Raw genomic sequence first — 13,953 nt, forward strand, 5'->3', positions numbered from 1 at the left:
AACAGAAAGGGCCCTCAGGCCACGTAGAAAAACACGGTGAAGAAATGGCAGACGCTGCCGCCCAGCACAAACAGGTGCCACAGCCCGTGGCCGTGGCGCACGCGGTGGTCCAGCGCATAGAAGACGATGCCCAGCGTGTAGCAGGCCCCACCCGCCAGCAGCCAGGCAAACCCGGCCGGCGTGAGCGCTTGCCACAGCGGCACCACGGCCACCAGCGCCAGCCAGCCCATGAGCACGTAGATGACCAGCGACAGCACGCGCGCGCCGCGCGCCCACCAGATCTCTTGCGCAATGCCCAGCAGGGCCAGCCCCCACACCACGCCCAGCAGCGACCAGCCCCAGGCACCGCGCAGCGACACCAGCGCAAACGGCGTGTAGCTGCCCGCGATCAGCAGGTAGATGCTGCAGTGGTCCAGCTTTTGCAGCACGGCCTTGATGGTGCGCCGGCGCACGCTGTGGTACGCGGTAGAGGCGGCGTACAGCGCCACCAGCATGGCGCCGTAGATGCTGAACGCCACCACCTTCCACGGGTCGCCCAGGCGCGCCGCGAGGGTGATGAGCACGGCCGCGCCCGCCGTGGCCAGCAGGGCCCCCACCAGGTGGCTGATGCTGTTGAAACGCTCTCCGGGGTACATGCAGGAATCGCCTTCGCGTCAGGAATGGCGCATGGCAGGCCGCATCGCAGCCTCACCACCCGCTGCCCCCTGCATCCCCTGCTCCAGGCCCGGGCGCCCAAACCAGTAGCCGTTGCAGGGCAGATCGGGCATGAAGGGCTGCATGCGCTCCACAAAGTCGGGCGCGTTCTCAGCGGCGGCCGCGGCACGGCGGGCTTCGTCAAACGAGGCCACCACCTGCGGCATGTGCTGGGCCTGCGGGCTCAGGCGCACCACGTCCACGCCCTGGGCCTGCATCGCCGCCAGTTCGTTGGCCAGGTTGTAGACACGGGCCGACTGGGTCTGCGTGCCGTTGAGCACCAGAAAGCCCTCGCTCTCGCGCGTGCGCAGCGGCAGGCCGTCAGCGTGCTGCAGGCAGCTAAACTGGCATTCGTCCTTGGGCAGGTTGCGGTGGCGGGCAGTGAAGCAGCGCGCCGAGTAGGCCAGCGGCATGCGGCCGTAGGCAAACACCTCGGTCTCGATGCCGGCGGGCCGCTGCGCCAGCACGGCAGAGAGCGCCTCCTGCGACATTTCGAGCGGCATCACCCAGCGCGTGGCGCCGAGCTGCGCCATCCACTGCAGCGAGTGCGCGTTGTACAGGTTCAGGTGCGGCCCGGCCACAAAGCCCCGCGGCCCGGCGGGCGCACGCGAGAGGCAGCTCACGGCACCCATGTCGTTGGCCTCGACCAGGAACTCGCCGTTGCCCGTGATCTTGTGCATCACCCCCACGTCGGCGCTGGACTCGATGAGCACCTGGCTGGACAGCACCACCTCCTTGCCCGCGTCCCGCAGCATGCGCGCCAGCGCCAGCCAGTCGGTCAGGCGCAGCTCATGGCGGCGCGAGCACACCGTCTCGCCCAGGTACACCACGTCCACCGGCGTGGCGGCCATGGCCTCGTAGAAGGCGAACACGGTGTCGCAAGGCCAGTAGTACAGCAGCGGGCCGAGAGAGAGTTTCATGGGGCGGTCTCCGGGGGTTGTCATTGTGGGGAAGCACTACTTCCAGGGGCGGTGGTAGGCGCCCAGCGTATGCTGCTGCCCCTCGGCCACCTGGTCGAGGCTGGCCATCCAGCGCGTCTTGGGGGCGTAGCGGTGGGGCTGGGCCAGGCACTGGTCCATGGCCTCGCGCCAGACCTGGGTGACCTGCGCCACATAGGCCGGGCTGCGCTGGCGGCCTTCGATCTTGATCGCGCGCACGCCCATCTTGAGCAGCTGGGGCAGCAGCTCCAGCGTGTTCAGGCTGGTGGGCTCTTCGATGGCGTAGTAGTTCTCGTCGTCCCCCACGTCAAAGCGGCCCTTGCACAGCGTAGGGTAGCCCGCGTTCTCGCCGGGCGCATAGCGGTCGATGAGCACACCGTTCAGGCGCGACTCGCGGCCCTGCGGCGTCTCCACCCAGCGCACGGCCTTCGGAGGCGAGCACACGCCGTGCGTGTTGGGCGATTCGCCGGTCACGTACGACGACAGCGCGCAGCGCCCCTCGACCATCACACACAGGCTGCCAAAGCCAAACACCTCGATCTCGACCGGCGTGCGGTCGATGACCTGGCGCACCTGCTCCATCGACAGCACGCGTGGCAGCACCGCGCGCACGATGCCGAACTGCTCGCGGTAGAAGTTGATGGCCTCGTAATTGGTGGCCGAGCCCTGCACCGACAGGTGCAGCCGCAGCCGGGGGTGGCGCTGCACCGCATACGCCATCAGGCCGGGGTCGGCCAGGATGACCGCATCCACGCCCAGGTCCACGGCCTTGTCCAGCGCGCTGCGCCACGGGCCGGGGTTGCCGGCCTGCGGGTAGGTGTTCAGCGCCATGAAGACCTTGCAGCCACGCGCATGCGCATAGCCAATGCCCTGCGCAATGGCCGCCTCGTCAAAGTTGAGGCCCGCAAAATTGCGCGCGTTGGTGGCGTCGCGCAGGCCCAGGTAGACGCAGTTGGCGCCGTTGTCCACGGCCGCTTTCAGGGCCGGGAGGCTGCCGGCAGGGCAGACCAGCTCCAGAGCCGGGGTTGCAGCCGCTTCCGGCAACGCGGTCGCCATCGATTTCAGGGGTTCCATCACAAGCATTCAAACGCTGGCCCCGGTGGGGAGCCTCAGCACAGGGCGCCACCATACGGGGGCTGCGCTGCGCATCCGCTGATCTTCATCAACGGCGGTGCACAATGCTGGAGCAAAGCAGTCGGGTTTTGACGTGACCCGCCTCTGCGGCGCACCACGCTACCGTGTGGCCCTGGCTTGCGTCCGTGCTGGCCGCCTTTTCCGTTCCTCCTCCTGCCCGCCCCCGAGCGCTGTCCTGCCGTGAACAAGAACCTGTGGTTGCTGGCCCTGTGCCAAGGCCTTTTCCTGACCAACAACGTGGTCTTCATCGCCATCAACGGCCTGGTGGGCCTGCAGCTGGCGCCCTTTGGCTGGATGGCCACGCTGCCGGTGATGGGCTATGTGGTGGGTGGTGCGCTGTCCACCCCCCTGGTGGCCCGCACCCAGGCGCGTTGGGGGCGCAAGGTGTCGTTCCAGATCGGGCTGGCCGTGGCCGTGGCATCGGCCGCTCTGTGTGCCTGGGCGGCCTTCAGCGCCAGCTTCTGGCTGCTGTGCACGGCCACGGTGGTGGCGGGCTACTACAGTGCCAACGGTGGCCTGTACCGCTTTGCCGCCGCCGAGCTGGCGGCCCCGGACTACCGCGAGAAGGCGGTGTCGCTGGTGCTGGCCGGTGGCTTGCTGGGCGCCGTGGCGGGCCCCAACCTGGCCAGCGCCACGCGCACACTGTTTCCAGTGCCGTTTGCGGGCGCCTACATCGCGCTGATCGGCGTGGCGCTGTTGTCCATGCTGTGCATGGCGGCGATCCGCTTTGAGAAGCAGCCCGTGGTGCTCAATGCGGCGGGGCAGCGCGAGCAGGGGCGCCCCCTCTCCGTGCTGATGCGCCAGTCCGCCTTCATCGTGGCCATTGTGGGCGCCGCGCTGGGCTATGGCGTGATGAATCTGCTGATGGCCGCCACACCGCTGGCCATGCAGGTGTGCGGCTTTGACTTTGATGCCTCGGCGCTGGTGCTGGAGTGGCATGTGATCGGCATGTTCGCGCCCGGCTTTGTGACCGGGCACCTCATCAAGCGGTTTGGCGTGCTGCCCATCATGGGCACAGGGGTGTTGCTCAACTTCGCCTGCGTGGCGGTAGCGCTGATGGGCGTGGAGCTGCACCACTTCGGCATTGCGCTGTTCTTCCTCGGCGTGGGCTGGAACTTCCTGTTCACCGGCTCCACCACGCTGGCCATGACGGCCTACCGGCCGGAGGAGAAGGACCGTGCGCAGGCGGCCATCAACTTCTGCGTGTACGCCACGCTGGCGCTGAGTGCGTTTTCGTCGGGCGTGCTCGTCACCACACAGGGCTGGACGCTGCTGAACGCCGGCTCGCTGGTGCCGATTGTGTTGACGGGGCTGGCGCTGGCCTGGCTGGGCCTGCAGCGCAAGCGCGTTTCAACCAGCGTCTGACAACACGGCGGCGGCGCCTTCCGCCGCCACGGTAGTGCGCAGCCACTGTGCGAAGGCCGCCACCGCCGGGTCGTCCAGACGCCCCGGCGCCACGAACAGGCTGTAGCCCCGCGCTCCGCAGTCGTGGTGCGGGTGGGCCAGCACCAGCTCGCCCGATTGCAGTTCGCGCTCCACAAAATAACGCGGCACCAGACCAACGCCCAGGTCGGCGCGCACCGCCTCCACCAGCATCGAGAACAGATCAAAACGGTGGCCGCCCAAGGTATGGACTGGGCCGCGCGTGATGCCCGCGCGGCCCAGCCAGTCATCCCACGCACCCAGGCGCGAGCTGAGCTGCAGCAGGGGCACAGCCCGGAAGTCGCCGCGCTCTGTGGCGCGCCGGTGGCGCGACTGCGGCGCACACACGGCCACGCAGACCTCGGGCATCAGGGGCGCGGGCACCACGCCGGGCCAGGCCGCGTCGTCGTACTGCACGGCCACGTCGAACGGGATCTCTGCCATGTAGATCTGCGTGGGGTACACCTGCAGGTGCAGGCTGCAGCCCTTGTGCGCGGCCAGAAAGGCGGGCAGCCGGGGCAGCAGCCAGCGCTCGGCAAACACGGGCACGCAACCCACCAGCAGGCGCGCGCCATCGGGCCGCTGCGCCATGGCTTCGAGGGTGTGGTTCTGCAGGCGCAACAGGTCGCCCACGATCTGCGCGTGGTAGCGGCGGCCCACGTCGGTGAGGGTGGAGCCCCGCGCGCCACGCTGCACCAGCTGCAGGCCCAGCTGCCCCTCCAAAAGGCGCAGCTGCTGGCTGACGGCGCTGTGGGTGAGGCAGAGTTCTTCGGCTGCCTTGCTCACGCCGTGGTGGCGCGCCACGGCATCAAAAACAAGCAGGGCGCGGGTGCTGGGGATGTGTTTGCGCATGTAAGAAAAACTGTCGGCTGGGCAGATTAAAGCAGAGCCCAGGGGCGGGGTTCGGTCCAACAATTGCATGGCCCTGCATGCCGGCCCACGGCCTCCTCCACGGTGCTTGATGGGTCGGCTACCCCCTCCGTTTTGTGTTTGTGTTTCGCTGGATCACCATGACTCTCCCTCTCCGCACCTTCCGTGCCACGGCCCTTGCTGGCGCCATGGCCCTTGCCACCGCCGCCTTGCTGCCCGGTGCCGCCCATGCGCAGTTCGGCGCCGTGGCGCCCACGCCCACCGTGCTGCGCCCTGCCGTGGACAAGGCCTATGGCCAGCTCATGGCCGCGCCGCAGATCCTGCAGCTGCTCGACGCCGTGAAGGCCGACCACGACCGCGCCACCGAAGACCTGCGCATGCTCACCGAGATCGAGGCGCCGCCGTTCAAGGAACAAAAGCGTGCCGAAGCCTTCCTGGCACGGCTCCAGGCCCTGGGCCTGACCAATGCCGCCATCGACGCCGAAGGCAATGTGGTGGGCGTGCGCAAGGGCACCGGCAACGGGCCCAAACTGGTCATCTCGGCCCACCTGGACACCGTGTTCCCCTCCGGCACCGACGTGAAGGTGAAGGAGCGCGACGGCAAGCTGTATGCGCCCGGCATCTCCGACAACACGCGCGGCCTGGCCGTGCTGCTGTCGTGGCTCAAGGTGCTGAACGACCAGAAGATCGCCACCGTGGGCGACCTGGTGTTTGTGGGCAATGTGGGCGAGGAAGAGCTGGGCAACCTGCGCGGCATGAAGCACCTGTTCAAGGAGCACCTGGACATCGACGGCATGGTGGCGCTGGAGCCCGCACCAGATGGCACGGTGCTGGTGCTGGGCACGGGCAGCCACCGCCACGAGGTGACCTTCAAGGGCCCGGGCGGCCACAGCTACGCCGCGTTTGGCGAGGTGCCCAGCGCCATCCACGGCATGGGCCGCGCCATTGCCAAGATCGCCGAGATCCGCACGCCCAAGAGCCCCAAGACCACCTTCACCGTGGGCACGGTGGGCGGCGGCACGTCCGTCAACACCATCGCGCCCGATGCGCGCATGGCGGTGGACATCCGTTCCGATGAAATGGCCCCGCTGCTGGCCACCGAAAAGCAGGTGCTGGCGGCCGTGGACAGCGCCGTGACCGAAGAGAACGCACGCTGGGGTGTGAACACGCTGAGCGCATCGACCAAGCTCATCGGCGACCGGCCCGGTGGCCGCACCGCCGCCGACACGCTGATCGTGGAGGCCGCCGTGCGCGCCAACACGGCCTTTGGCCGCAAAACGGTACTGGCCGGTGCCAGCACCGATGCCAACGTGCCCATGGCGCTGGGCATCCCCGCCATCGTGATCGGGGGTGGTGGCAAGACGGGTGGGTTCCACGCATTGTCGGAATGGATCGACCTGACGGATGCCTGGAAGGGCGCCCAGACCTCGCTGGTCACGGTGCTGGGGCTGGTGGGGGTGCAGGGGGTGAGCGCACCGCTGCTGGACAAGCGCCCACCCCGCACCAAATAGTTGGGCGGCGCAGGGGCGGCCCCCGGCCGCGCGCCGGTACGGCCGCCGCTGCAACCGTGCCGTGCCTTCCCGTGCGCGCTGTAGGACGCCCTGCCCGCCAGGGCTTCAGTCACACAATTCACGAGGGTTGACACGCAAAAGACGCGCAGGTGCGTACCATGGGTGGTTCCGTCCGGGTCGGCGCACCGCCGCCCTTTATCCCTCTGCAGGAGAACACCATGGGTTTGCTCGATTCCGTTCTGGGTGCCGTCATCAACAACGCGTCGCAAGGCGGCACTGGCACCGCTGCGGCAGGTGGTGGGGCCGGAGGTGGCTTGGGTGGCCTGCTGGGCCTGGCGGCCCAAAACCCGCAACTGGTGCAGGCCGTGATGTCCCTGATCAGCAACGACGGCCCGGTGGGGGGCCTGCCGGGCCTGATGGCCAAGTTCCAGCAAGCGGGGTTGGGCAATGTGATTGCGTCCTGGCTGAGCGCAGGGCCCAACCAGGCGATCTCGGGCGAGCAGTTGTCCCAGGTGCTGGGCAGTGGCCCCCTGTCACAGATCGCGTCGCAACTGGGCGTGGGCCCCAGCGCAGCAGCGGGTCAGCTGGCCCAGGTGTTGCCGGGTCTGGTGGACCAGCTCAGCCCCCAGGGCCAGGCGCCCCACGGCGGGTTTGGCAACGCCAATGACCTGCTGGGGATGCTGGGCGGTTTGCTTCAAAAATGATAGCATTTGAACCATATTGCACTAGCGCAGCCGCCCGTTTCTCCACAAATTCAGCCGACAAGGCTGGCCTACGACCTCGCAGGGATTGCGCAGCGCCGCACCAGCCATTCCCGCAGCAGATCCAGCACCGGCTCCGCCAGCTCGGGGCTTTCGTTGAACAGCTCATGGAACAGGGGTTCAAAGCAGTGGGACTGCACCACGGCCTGGGGTACAGCGGCTGCAAAGGCGCGGCTGCCTGCGGGGTTGACCAGCTTGTCGCTGCCCGCCCACATCAGCAGCGTGGGCACGCTCCAGTGCGCAGCGCGGGCCACGGTGGCGGGGCCGCCTTCGGCAATGAAGCGGGCCAGGCGGGCGCTGATGCGGTCGTGGCACAGCGGGTCGGCCAGGTAGGCGGCCACCACGGCGCTGTCGTGTGAGAGGTATTGCGCGTCCAGCCCATTGCCCACGCGCAGGTTGGGCGCAATGCGCGGCAGCGTGGCCAGCAGCAGCTTTTGCACGGCGCCCAGGCCCGCATCGAGTGCGGGGGAGGACAGCACCAGCGCATCCACCGGCCGCAGGTGCAGGGACACAAACCGCGAGGCCACCAGCCCGCCCATGCTGTGGCCCAGCAGCACCAGGGGCTGGCCGGCAGGCATGCGGGCGCGCGTGGCATCCACCAGGTCCGCCAGGTCGTCCAGCAGGCGCATGTCCGACGTGAGCCCACCGCGCGGGCCGGCCGATTCGCCATGGCCGTACTGGTCGTAACCCCGCACCGCAAACCCCCAATCGTTGAGGCGGCGGGCCAGCGCGTCATAGCGGCCCACATGTTCGCCCAGGCCGTGCACCAGCAGCACCATCCCCCGGCAGGGCTCGCCCTGCGGCAGGGGCCAGTCCTGCACGGCCAGGTTCTCGCCATCGCTGGCGGTGAAGGTGGTCAGGGTCGAAGGAAGCAGTTCGTCAGAAGTCATGGAAAGCAGGGCATTCGAGACGCGATGGGACAGCATACCCGGCGCACCCAAATACCCGATGCACTAAATGGTCAGGCTCGTACTGCCAGCGAGACCCAGAGAGCGTGGCCCCTGATCGGGCTGAGGTGCTCCCGCGTTTTCAAGCCAGCGATACCCAGAGGTCATCCCAGTCGGTGGGCAGGAAATTGCCCTCGCGCCGCAGCACTTGCTGGTGCTTGCGGTTGAGCACGAAGTGCGTGGGACGCCGCGAAATGGCGCCAAAACTGTCCTTGTGCCCCTCTGCGTTTCGCCAGGCAATGGGAAAACGCTGCTCGGCGGGTACCGAAACCTTGAGCAGCTCGATGTACTGCATGAAGTCAGCCGCCTTCTCGTCCATGTTCACGCCCAGCAGCACAAAGTCGCGCTGGCGATTGGCGGTGTAAAACTCGCGCATGAGGCGCAGCTCGTTGGTGCACAGAGCGCAGCCAGCGGTGAAAAAGCTCACCAGACACACCTTGCCCGCATAGTCCGTCAGCATGACCGGCTTGCCTTCGCTGTTGGTACCGGTCAGCGTGTGAAGAGGGCCCGGAGTCTGGGCCAGACCGGACGCCGGCGCGAGAGTGGCAAGGGCAGCGGCAGAGCAGGCGTGGAGAAATGCGCGTTTGTCCATGGTGTGACCCGGTGATGGAAGGCGTGAGAGAGAGCACCCAGGGCGCCTGGTGTGGCGCCCTCGTCTATCAAGGGGCCGTGGCCGCAGCGGCCGCCTGCTGGGCCATGGCCGCCATCACGTGTGCCACGGAGGCGGTGAGGCGCTTGGCATAGGGCACGTGCAGAAACTCATTGGGGCCGTGCGCGTTGCTCTTGGGGCCCAGCACGCCACACACCATCATCTGCGCGCTGGGGAAGCCTTCGCTGAGCATGTTCATGAGCGGAATGGTGCCGCCCTGGCCGATGTAGCCGCAGGGCGCGCCAAAGTGGGCCTGCGAGGCCTCGTTGAGCGCCTGCTCGAACCAGGGCGTGGTGGCCGGGGCGTTCCAGCCCGTGGCACCGCCACCGCTCTGGAAGGTGACCTTGGCCTGATAAGGCGCGTTGTCTTCGAGCAGCGACTTGAGTTGCTGCACGGCCTGCGCGGCGTCCACCAGCGGGGGCAAACGCAGGCTGAGCTTGAACGCGGTGTAGGGGCGCAGCACGTTGCCCGCGTCCTGCAGCGCCGGGAAGCCATCGGCACCAGTCACGCTCAGCGTGGGCTCCCAGGTGCGCTTGAGCAGCGCCTGCACCGGGTCGGTGGTGGTGGGCAGCGCAAACGTGGTGGAGCCGCCGCAGTCGTAGTGCGCCCAGGGGAAGCGCTTGTACACCTCTTCCCCCAGGATGGCCGCCGTGGCGCGGGCCTGGGCCATGCGGTCGGCGGGCACTTCGCAGTGGAAGCTCTGCGGCAGCAGCCGGCCGGAGGCGCTGTCTTCCAGGCGGTCGAGCACCTGGCGCATGATGCGGAACGACGAGGGCACCAGGCCCGAGGCATCGCCCGAGTGGATGCCCTCGGTCAGGATCTCGACCTTGAGCGTGCCGCTGGCCATGCCGCGCAGGCTGGTGGTGAGCCACAGCTGGTCGTAGTTGCCGGCGCCCGAGTCCAGGCACACGACCAACGCCACATTGCCCATGCGGGGCTTGAGCGCATCGATGTAGGGCAGCAGGTCGCGGGAGCCGCTTTCCTCGCAGGTTTCGATGAGGCCCACGATGCGCGGGTGCGGCACGTTCTGGCGCTTCAACTCTTGCACGGCAGCGATGCTGGCATACACCGCGTAGCCGTCATCGGCACCACCGCGGCCGTAGAGCTTGCCGTCTTCGTACTTGGGCGTCCAAGGGCCCAGGTCACTGCGCCAGCCGGAGAACTCGGGTTGCTTGTCCAGGTGGCCGTACATGAGCACGGTGTCGGTGGCATTGGGCTGGGTGGCGGCGATCTCGAAGAACAGCACGGGGGTGCGGCCTTCCAGGCGCACGATTTCGAGCGTCAGGCCCTCGACCTTTTGCGACTCCACCCAGGCAGCGGCATTGCGCACCACGGTGTCGAGCAGGCCCAGCTCGGCCCAGTCGGCCGCGAAGGTGGGGGACTTGGCAGGGATGGCGATGTAGTCGGTGAGCTGGCGAACAATGTCGCTGTCCCAGGCGTGGCTGACACGCTGCAGGGCCAGCTCAGGCTGCAGGACTTGGGAGGGCACGCGGGCGTTCATGGTGGGGCTCCTGAAGGCGGAAGGTGATCAATCCACCATTCCAACACAACCCCCCGCCGGGCGCCATCGATCAATACAGAGACTCTGGCAGGGTCTCGGGATTGGCCTGGGCCACCAGCTGGGCGCTGGGCCGGCGCAGCCCCGTGGCCACCTCGACCCGGTTGCGGCCGTTGTTCTTGGCCTGGTACAGCGCACGGTCGGCGGCAGCGATCAGCATGTCCCAGCTGTCGCCCGATTCCAGCCGCCCGCCGAACACGCCAATGCTCACCGTGACGGCAATGCCAGGGCCCGGCACGCCGTCGACAGGGCAGCGCGACTCCTCTGCCGCCTTGCACAGCTCGCGCGCCAGTTGTTCGGCCCCGGCCAGCCCGGTGTCGGGCAGCAGCACCAGGAACTCTTCACCCCCATAGCGGCCCACCAGGTCCTGCGCGCGCACGCGCTGGCGCAGCACGTTGACCACGCTGCACAGCACGCGGTCGCCCGCAGGGTGACCGTACTGGTCGTTCACATCCTTGAAGTGGTCGATGTCCACCATCAGCAGCGCCATGGGCTCGCGCATGCGCTGTGCACGGGCCACGTCGCGGTCGAGCGCGGTGATGAGCGAGCGGCGGTTGGCCACGCCGGTGAGCGGGTCCAGCGCAGCCAGCACGCGGTTGTTTTCGTCGGCCCGGTCGCGCAGCATGAACACAAACCCCACCGAGCTGACGAGCACCACCGAGAAGGTCGCAAAAAAGGTCAGGGTCTGCAGCGCGCTGCTTTGCAGGATGCTGGTGGCCTCGGCGTGCGTGCTGACGGCCACCACGGCGCGCCCTCCCAGCACCACGGCTTCCACAGCCAGGCCGGCTACCAGCAGCCATTGGCCGCGCCCCACCGTCTCATGCCGGTGCGACACCGCCGCCAGCAGCGCCCACACGGCCTGCAGCCCGATGGACAGTCCCACAAAACTGACCCGCGCCGGAAAGTTGTTGATGAACACCGAGACAAAGACCAGCACCAGCAGCGGAGGCGCCAGCAGCAGCGGCCAGCGCACCGGGCGCCCCTGGAACTGGTAGACCGCCGAGATCAGGCCCACGAACACACTGGACAGCAGCAGATTGCCCAGCACGATGGACAACACATCGGGGATCAGGCCGCGCAACATGATGAGCAAGTGGCCGATGGCATTGACCAGCAGGGCCGCAGCCCACAGGCCCAGGCCATCGCGCCGCCGTCCCCAGCCCACCACGGCCATGGAGGCCGCCATCATGAGGGAGCTGGCAATGATCATTGCCAGCATGGTGGGGACGTGGGCGGCCATAGATGCAGGGGGACGGTGGGGCGGGGAGGAATCAAGCCAGCATAAACCATGGGCGGCCGCCCGCATGCGGCCGCAGGCTCCCTCCCCCCTTATGTCAGCCCCCTATTGCAGCTGGGCGGGCGCCCGGGCGCCGCTGCCGGGCGCATGCTGCCCTTCGCCATCGCCGGTTTGCGCCATGGGTGCGGCCAGGGCCGTGCGCTGGGCATAGCCCAAGCCGCCTTGGCTCGCCGTGCCATCACCACGCGAGAGCTTGAACACCTGCACCGCGCCCGCCAGCCGGGTGGCCTGCTCGCGCAGGCTCTGGGCTGCGGCGGCCGATTGCTCCACCAGCGCGGCGTTCTGCTGCGTCATCTGGTCGAGCTGGTTGACGGCGGTGTTGACCTGGCCAATGCCGTCGGACTGCTCGCTGGAGGCGGCCGTGATCTCGCCAATGATGTCGCCCACGCGTTGGACCGAGCCCACGATCTCGTCCATCGTGCTGCCCGCGTTCTTCACCAGGCGCGCGCCAGACTCCACCCGCTCCACCGACGCGCCGATGAGCGCCTTGATCTCGCGCGCGGCCTCGGCGCTGCGCCCGGCGAGGTTGCGCACCTCGCTGGCCACCACGGCAAAGCCCCGGCCCTGCTCGCCCGCGCGGGCGGCTTCCACCGCGGCGTTCAGCGCGAGGATGTTGGTCTGGAACGCAATCGAATCGATCACGCCGATGATGTCGGCGATCTTGCGCGAGCTCTGGTTGATGTCGCCCATGGTGGTGACCACCTCGCCCACCACCTGGCCACCGCGTGCGGCCACTTCGGCAGCGGTGCTGGCCAGCTGGTTGGCCTGGCGTGCGGCGTCGGCCGACTGGCGCACGGTGGAGGTCAGGTGCTCCATGCTCTGTGCGGTCTGCGCCAGGCTGCTGGCTGTGGCCTCGGTGCGGGCCGACAGGTCCTGGTTGCCGCTGGCGATCTCGGCGCTGGCGGTGGTGATGCTGTCCACGGCATTGCGCACCTGCTGCAGCATCTGCGTGTAGCGCTGGCGCATGCCCTCTACCTCCTGCACCAGCGCACCGATCTCGTCGCGCCGCGTGGTGTGGAAGGCCTCGGTCAGGTCGCCCTGCGCGACCAGCGTGATGGCCTGGGTCAGATCCTGCAGCGGGCGGCTCACGCCCCGGCGCAGCATGACGAACAGGCCGATGGCCAGCAGCACCACGGCCACGGCCATCAGGCCCCACACGGCGAGCGTGACGCGCCGCTGGCTGGCCATGGCCTCACCGTCGGCCACCTCGGCCACCACCCACCAGCCGCCGCTGGTCTTGCGCACCAGCGCCCAGGGGCTCTCGGCGCCGGTGCCCAGCACGTCGGCCGCTTCGCGCACAAAGCCGTCCTGCGATGCAGCCAGCGCTTCAAAGAAGGGGCGCGCCTGCGGGTAGGCCTCCAGCACGCGCTTGCCGCGCGCCGTGGGGTGGTACACGAACACGGCCTGGTCGAGCGAGGTGCCGGGGTTGATCACGTAGGTACCGCCATGCTCGAAGAACTTCGTCTGCGCCACCTGCTTTTGCAGCATGGCATGGAAGACGCTGATGTCGTTGCCGATGAACAGCAGTGCAATGACCTTGCCCGAGGCGTCCTTGGCGGGCAGGTAGTGGCCCATGAAGGGCTTGCCGTTCACCACCGTCACGCCGGTGTAGGGCTCGCCCTTGGCCACCGTGGCGTAGGCCGGGTCGGTGCGGCCGAGCGGCGTGCCCATCTGGCGCTCGCCCTTGTCGTTCTTGACCGAGGTGGTGATGCGCACGAAGTCATCGCCCTTCTTGGCGAACACGGTGGCAATGCCGCCCGTCTCGCTGGCGAATTTATCGACCGAGCCATAGTCTTCGTTGACCAGCGCGCCGTAGCTGCGCAGCTCGCCCGAGGCTTCGTCGAGCTGCATGGTGGCCTCGAAGTAGCGCTGAAAGCCCTTCATGGTCAGCTGCACCAGCTCGCGGTTGGTGTTGTCGGCCGCGTCCAGCGATTGCGCCACGCTCTGGGCGGTGTCGCCCACGCTGGCCACTACCTGCGCGCGGGTGCTGCGTTCGGTCAGCACGGCAATCGCCAGCCCCACCAGCACCAGCACCAGGGCCACCAGCGCAATGGCGGTCAACGTGACCTGACGCGCGACCGATCGGTTGTTGGCAAGGGATGCTGCCATGGGGGATGTCTCCTGCTAGTGAACGCGAATGCACAAAGCCGGCTGGGCCGGTCTGCTCTGAATC

The 13,953-nt window shown here is 68.2% G+C and carries 12 protein-coding genes; 3 read left to right on the forward strand and 9 right to left on the reverse strand.

Annotated features, from left to right (window positions below; genetic code table 11):
• Nucleotides 1-14: 14 nt before the first annotated feature.
• The 3 genes from C8C99_RS14705 to C8C99_RS14715 are packed head-to-tail and all read right to left on the reverse strand — an operon-like array spanning nucleotide 15 to nucleotide 2,705.
• On the reverse strand, nucleotides 15-635 hold the full coding sequence (locus C8C99_RS14705) for a hemolysin III family protein (RefSeq protein ID WP_056642167.1): 621 nt from the start codon (nucleotides 633-635) through the stop codon (nucleotides 15-17).
• A gap of 18 nt (nucleotides 636-653) precedes the next feature.
• The gene (locus C8C99_RS14710; RefSeq protein ID WP_056642163.1) at nucleotides 654-1,613 is read right to left on the reverse strand and encodes a U32 family peptidase; all 960 of its coding nucleotides are present in this window, start codon (nucleotides 1,611-1,613) and stop codon (nucleotides 654-656) included.
• A 36-nt stretch (nucleotides 1,614-1,649) separates the two neighbouring features.
• A complete protein-coding gene (locus C8C99_RS14715) occupies nucleotides 1,650-2,705 on the reverse strand; it encodes a peptidase U32 family protein (RefSeq protein ID WP_233247231.1) in 1,056 nt (351 codons plus the stop codon).
• Nucleotides 2,706-2,945: 240 nt separating this feature from the next.
• Here C8C99_RS14715 and C8C99_RS14720 point away from each other — a divergent pair, with 240 nt between their 5' ends.
• Entirely contained in the window at nucleotides 2,946-4,130 is a 1,185-nt protein-coding gene (locus tag C8C99_RS14720; protein WP_056642156.1) for an MFS transporter, read from the forward strand.
• Here C8C99_RS14720 and C8C99_RS14725 read toward each other — a convergent pair.
• Complete coding sequence (locus tag C8C99_RS14725) at nucleotides 4,116-5,039, reverse strand: LysR family transcriptional regulator (protein ID WP_056642154.1); 924 nt, start codon at nucleotides 5,037-5,039, stop codon at nucleotides 4,116-4,118. The two genes, C8C99_RS14720 and C8C99_RS14725, sit on opposite strands and share 15 nt — an antisense overlap.
• Before the next feature lie 158 nt (nucleotides 5,040-5,197).
• On the opposite strand from C8C99_RS14725, the gene C8C99_RS14730 reads away from it, so the two are divergent.
• Nucleotides 5,198-6,568: a M20/M25/M40 family metallo-hydrolase gene (locus tag C8C99_RS14730; protein ID WP_056642206.1), complete on the forward strand. Its 1,371-nt coding sequence runs from the start codon at nucleotides 5,198-5,200 to the stop codon at nucleotides 6,566-6,568.
• 218 nt (nucleotides 6,569-6,786) lie between these two features.
• Nucleotides 6,787-7,272 (forward strand): YidB family protein, encoded by a 486-nt coding sequence (locus C8C99_RS14735; protein WP_056642152.1) that lies wholly within the window; start codon nucleotides 6,787-6,789, stop codon nucleotides 7,270-7,272.
• 68 nt (nucleotides 7,273-7,340) lie between these two features.
• Here the strand turns inward: C8C99_RS14735 and C8C99_RS14740 are convergent, their stop codons facing one another.
• The 5 genes from C8C99_RS14740 to C8C99_RS14760 form a co-directional block, all read right to left on the reverse strand.
• Complete coding sequence (locus C8C99_RS14740) at nucleotides 7,341-8,219, reverse strand: alpha/beta hydrolase (protein ID WP_108626134.1); 879 nt, start codon at nucleotides 8,217-8,219, stop codon at nucleotides 7,341-7,343.
• A gap of 139 nt (nucleotides 8,220-8,358) precedes the next feature.
• Entirely contained in the window at nucleotides 8,359-8,868 is a 510-nt protein-coding gene (locus C8C99_RS14745; RefSeq protein ID WP_082576827.1) for a peroxiredoxin, read from the reverse strand.
• A 67-nt stretch (nucleotides 8,869-8,935) separates the two neighbouring features.
• A complete protein-coding gene (locus tag C8C99_RS14750) occupies nucleotides 8,936-10,426 on the reverse strand; it encodes a M20 family metallopeptidase (protein WP_056642146.1) in 1,491 nt (496 codons plus the stop codon).
• 70 nt (nucleotides 10,427-10,496) lie between these two features.
• Nucleotides 10,497-11,723 carry a GGDEF domain-containing protein gene (locus tag C8C99_RS14755; RefSeq protein ID WP_108626135.1) on the reverse strand — a complete coding sequence of 409 codons (1,227 nt, stop codon included), beginning with the start codon at nucleotides 11,721-11,723 and terminating at the stop codon, nucleotides 10,497-10,499.
• 102 nt (nucleotides 11,724-11,825) lie between these two features.
• Complete coding sequence (locus tag C8C99_RS14760) at nucleotides 11,826-13,889, reverse strand: methyl-accepting chemotaxis protein (RefSeq protein WP_108626136.1); 2,064 nt, start codon at nucleotides 13,887-13,889, stop codon at nucleotides 11,826-11,828.
• Nucleotides 13,890-13,953: the final 64 nt, after the last annotated feature.

Origin of the sequence: Acidovorax sp. 107 (genome assembly GCF_003058055.1) — a bacterium.
In the GTDB taxonomy this organism is placed as follows: Bacteria; Pseudomonadota; Gammaproteobacteria; order Burkholderiales; family Burkholderiaceae_C; genus Acidovorax.

Bases quoted from the DNA above. Each gene is read 5' to 3' on its own strand.
- C8C99_RS14745 (WP_082576827.1), bottom strand. From the start codon at position 8,868: ATGGACAAACGCGCATTTCTCCACGCCTGCTCTGCCGCTGCCCTTGCC.
- C8C99_RS14715 (WP_233247231.1), bottom strand. From the start codon at position 2,705: ATGGAACCCCTGAAATCGATGGCGACCGCGTTGCCGGAAGCGGCTGCA.
- C8C99_RS14705 (WP_056642167.1), bottom strand. From the start codon at position 635: ATGTACCCCGGAGAGCGTTTCAACAGCATCAGCCACCTGGTGGGGGCC.
- C8C99_RS14740 (WP_108626134.1), bottom strand. From the start codon at position 8,219: ATGACTTCTGACGAACTGCTTCCTTCGACCCTGACCACCTTCACCGCC.
- C8C99_RS14760 (WP_108626136.1), bottom strand. From the start codon at position 13,889: ATGGCAGCATCCCTTGCCAACAACCGATCGGTCGCGCGTCAGGTCACG.
- C8C99_RS14755 (WP_108626135.1), bottom strand. From the start codon at position 11,723: ATGGCCGCCCACGTCCCCACCATGCTGGCAATGATCATTGCCAGCTCC.
- C8C99_RS14730 (WP_056642206.1), top strand. From the start codon at position 5,198: ATGACTCTCCCTCTCCGCACCTTCCGTGCCACGGCCCTTGCTGGCGCC.
- C8C99_RS14750 (WP_056642146.1), bottom strand. From the start codon at position 10,426: ATGAACGCCCGCGTGCCCTCCCAAGTCCTGCAGCCTGAGCTGGCCCTG.
- C8C99_RS14735 (WP_056642152.1), top strand. From the start codon at position 6,787: ATGGGTTTGCTCGATTCCGTTCTGGGTGCCGTCATCAACAACGCGTCG.
- C8C99_RS14710 (WP_056642163.1), bottom strand. From the start codon at position 1,613: ATGAAACTCTCTCTCGGCCCGCTGCTGTACTACTGGCCTTGCGACACC.
- C8C99_RS14725 (WP_056642154.1), bottom strand. From the start codon at position 5,039: ATGCGCAAACACATCCCCAGCACCCGCGCCCTGCTTGTTTTTGATGCC.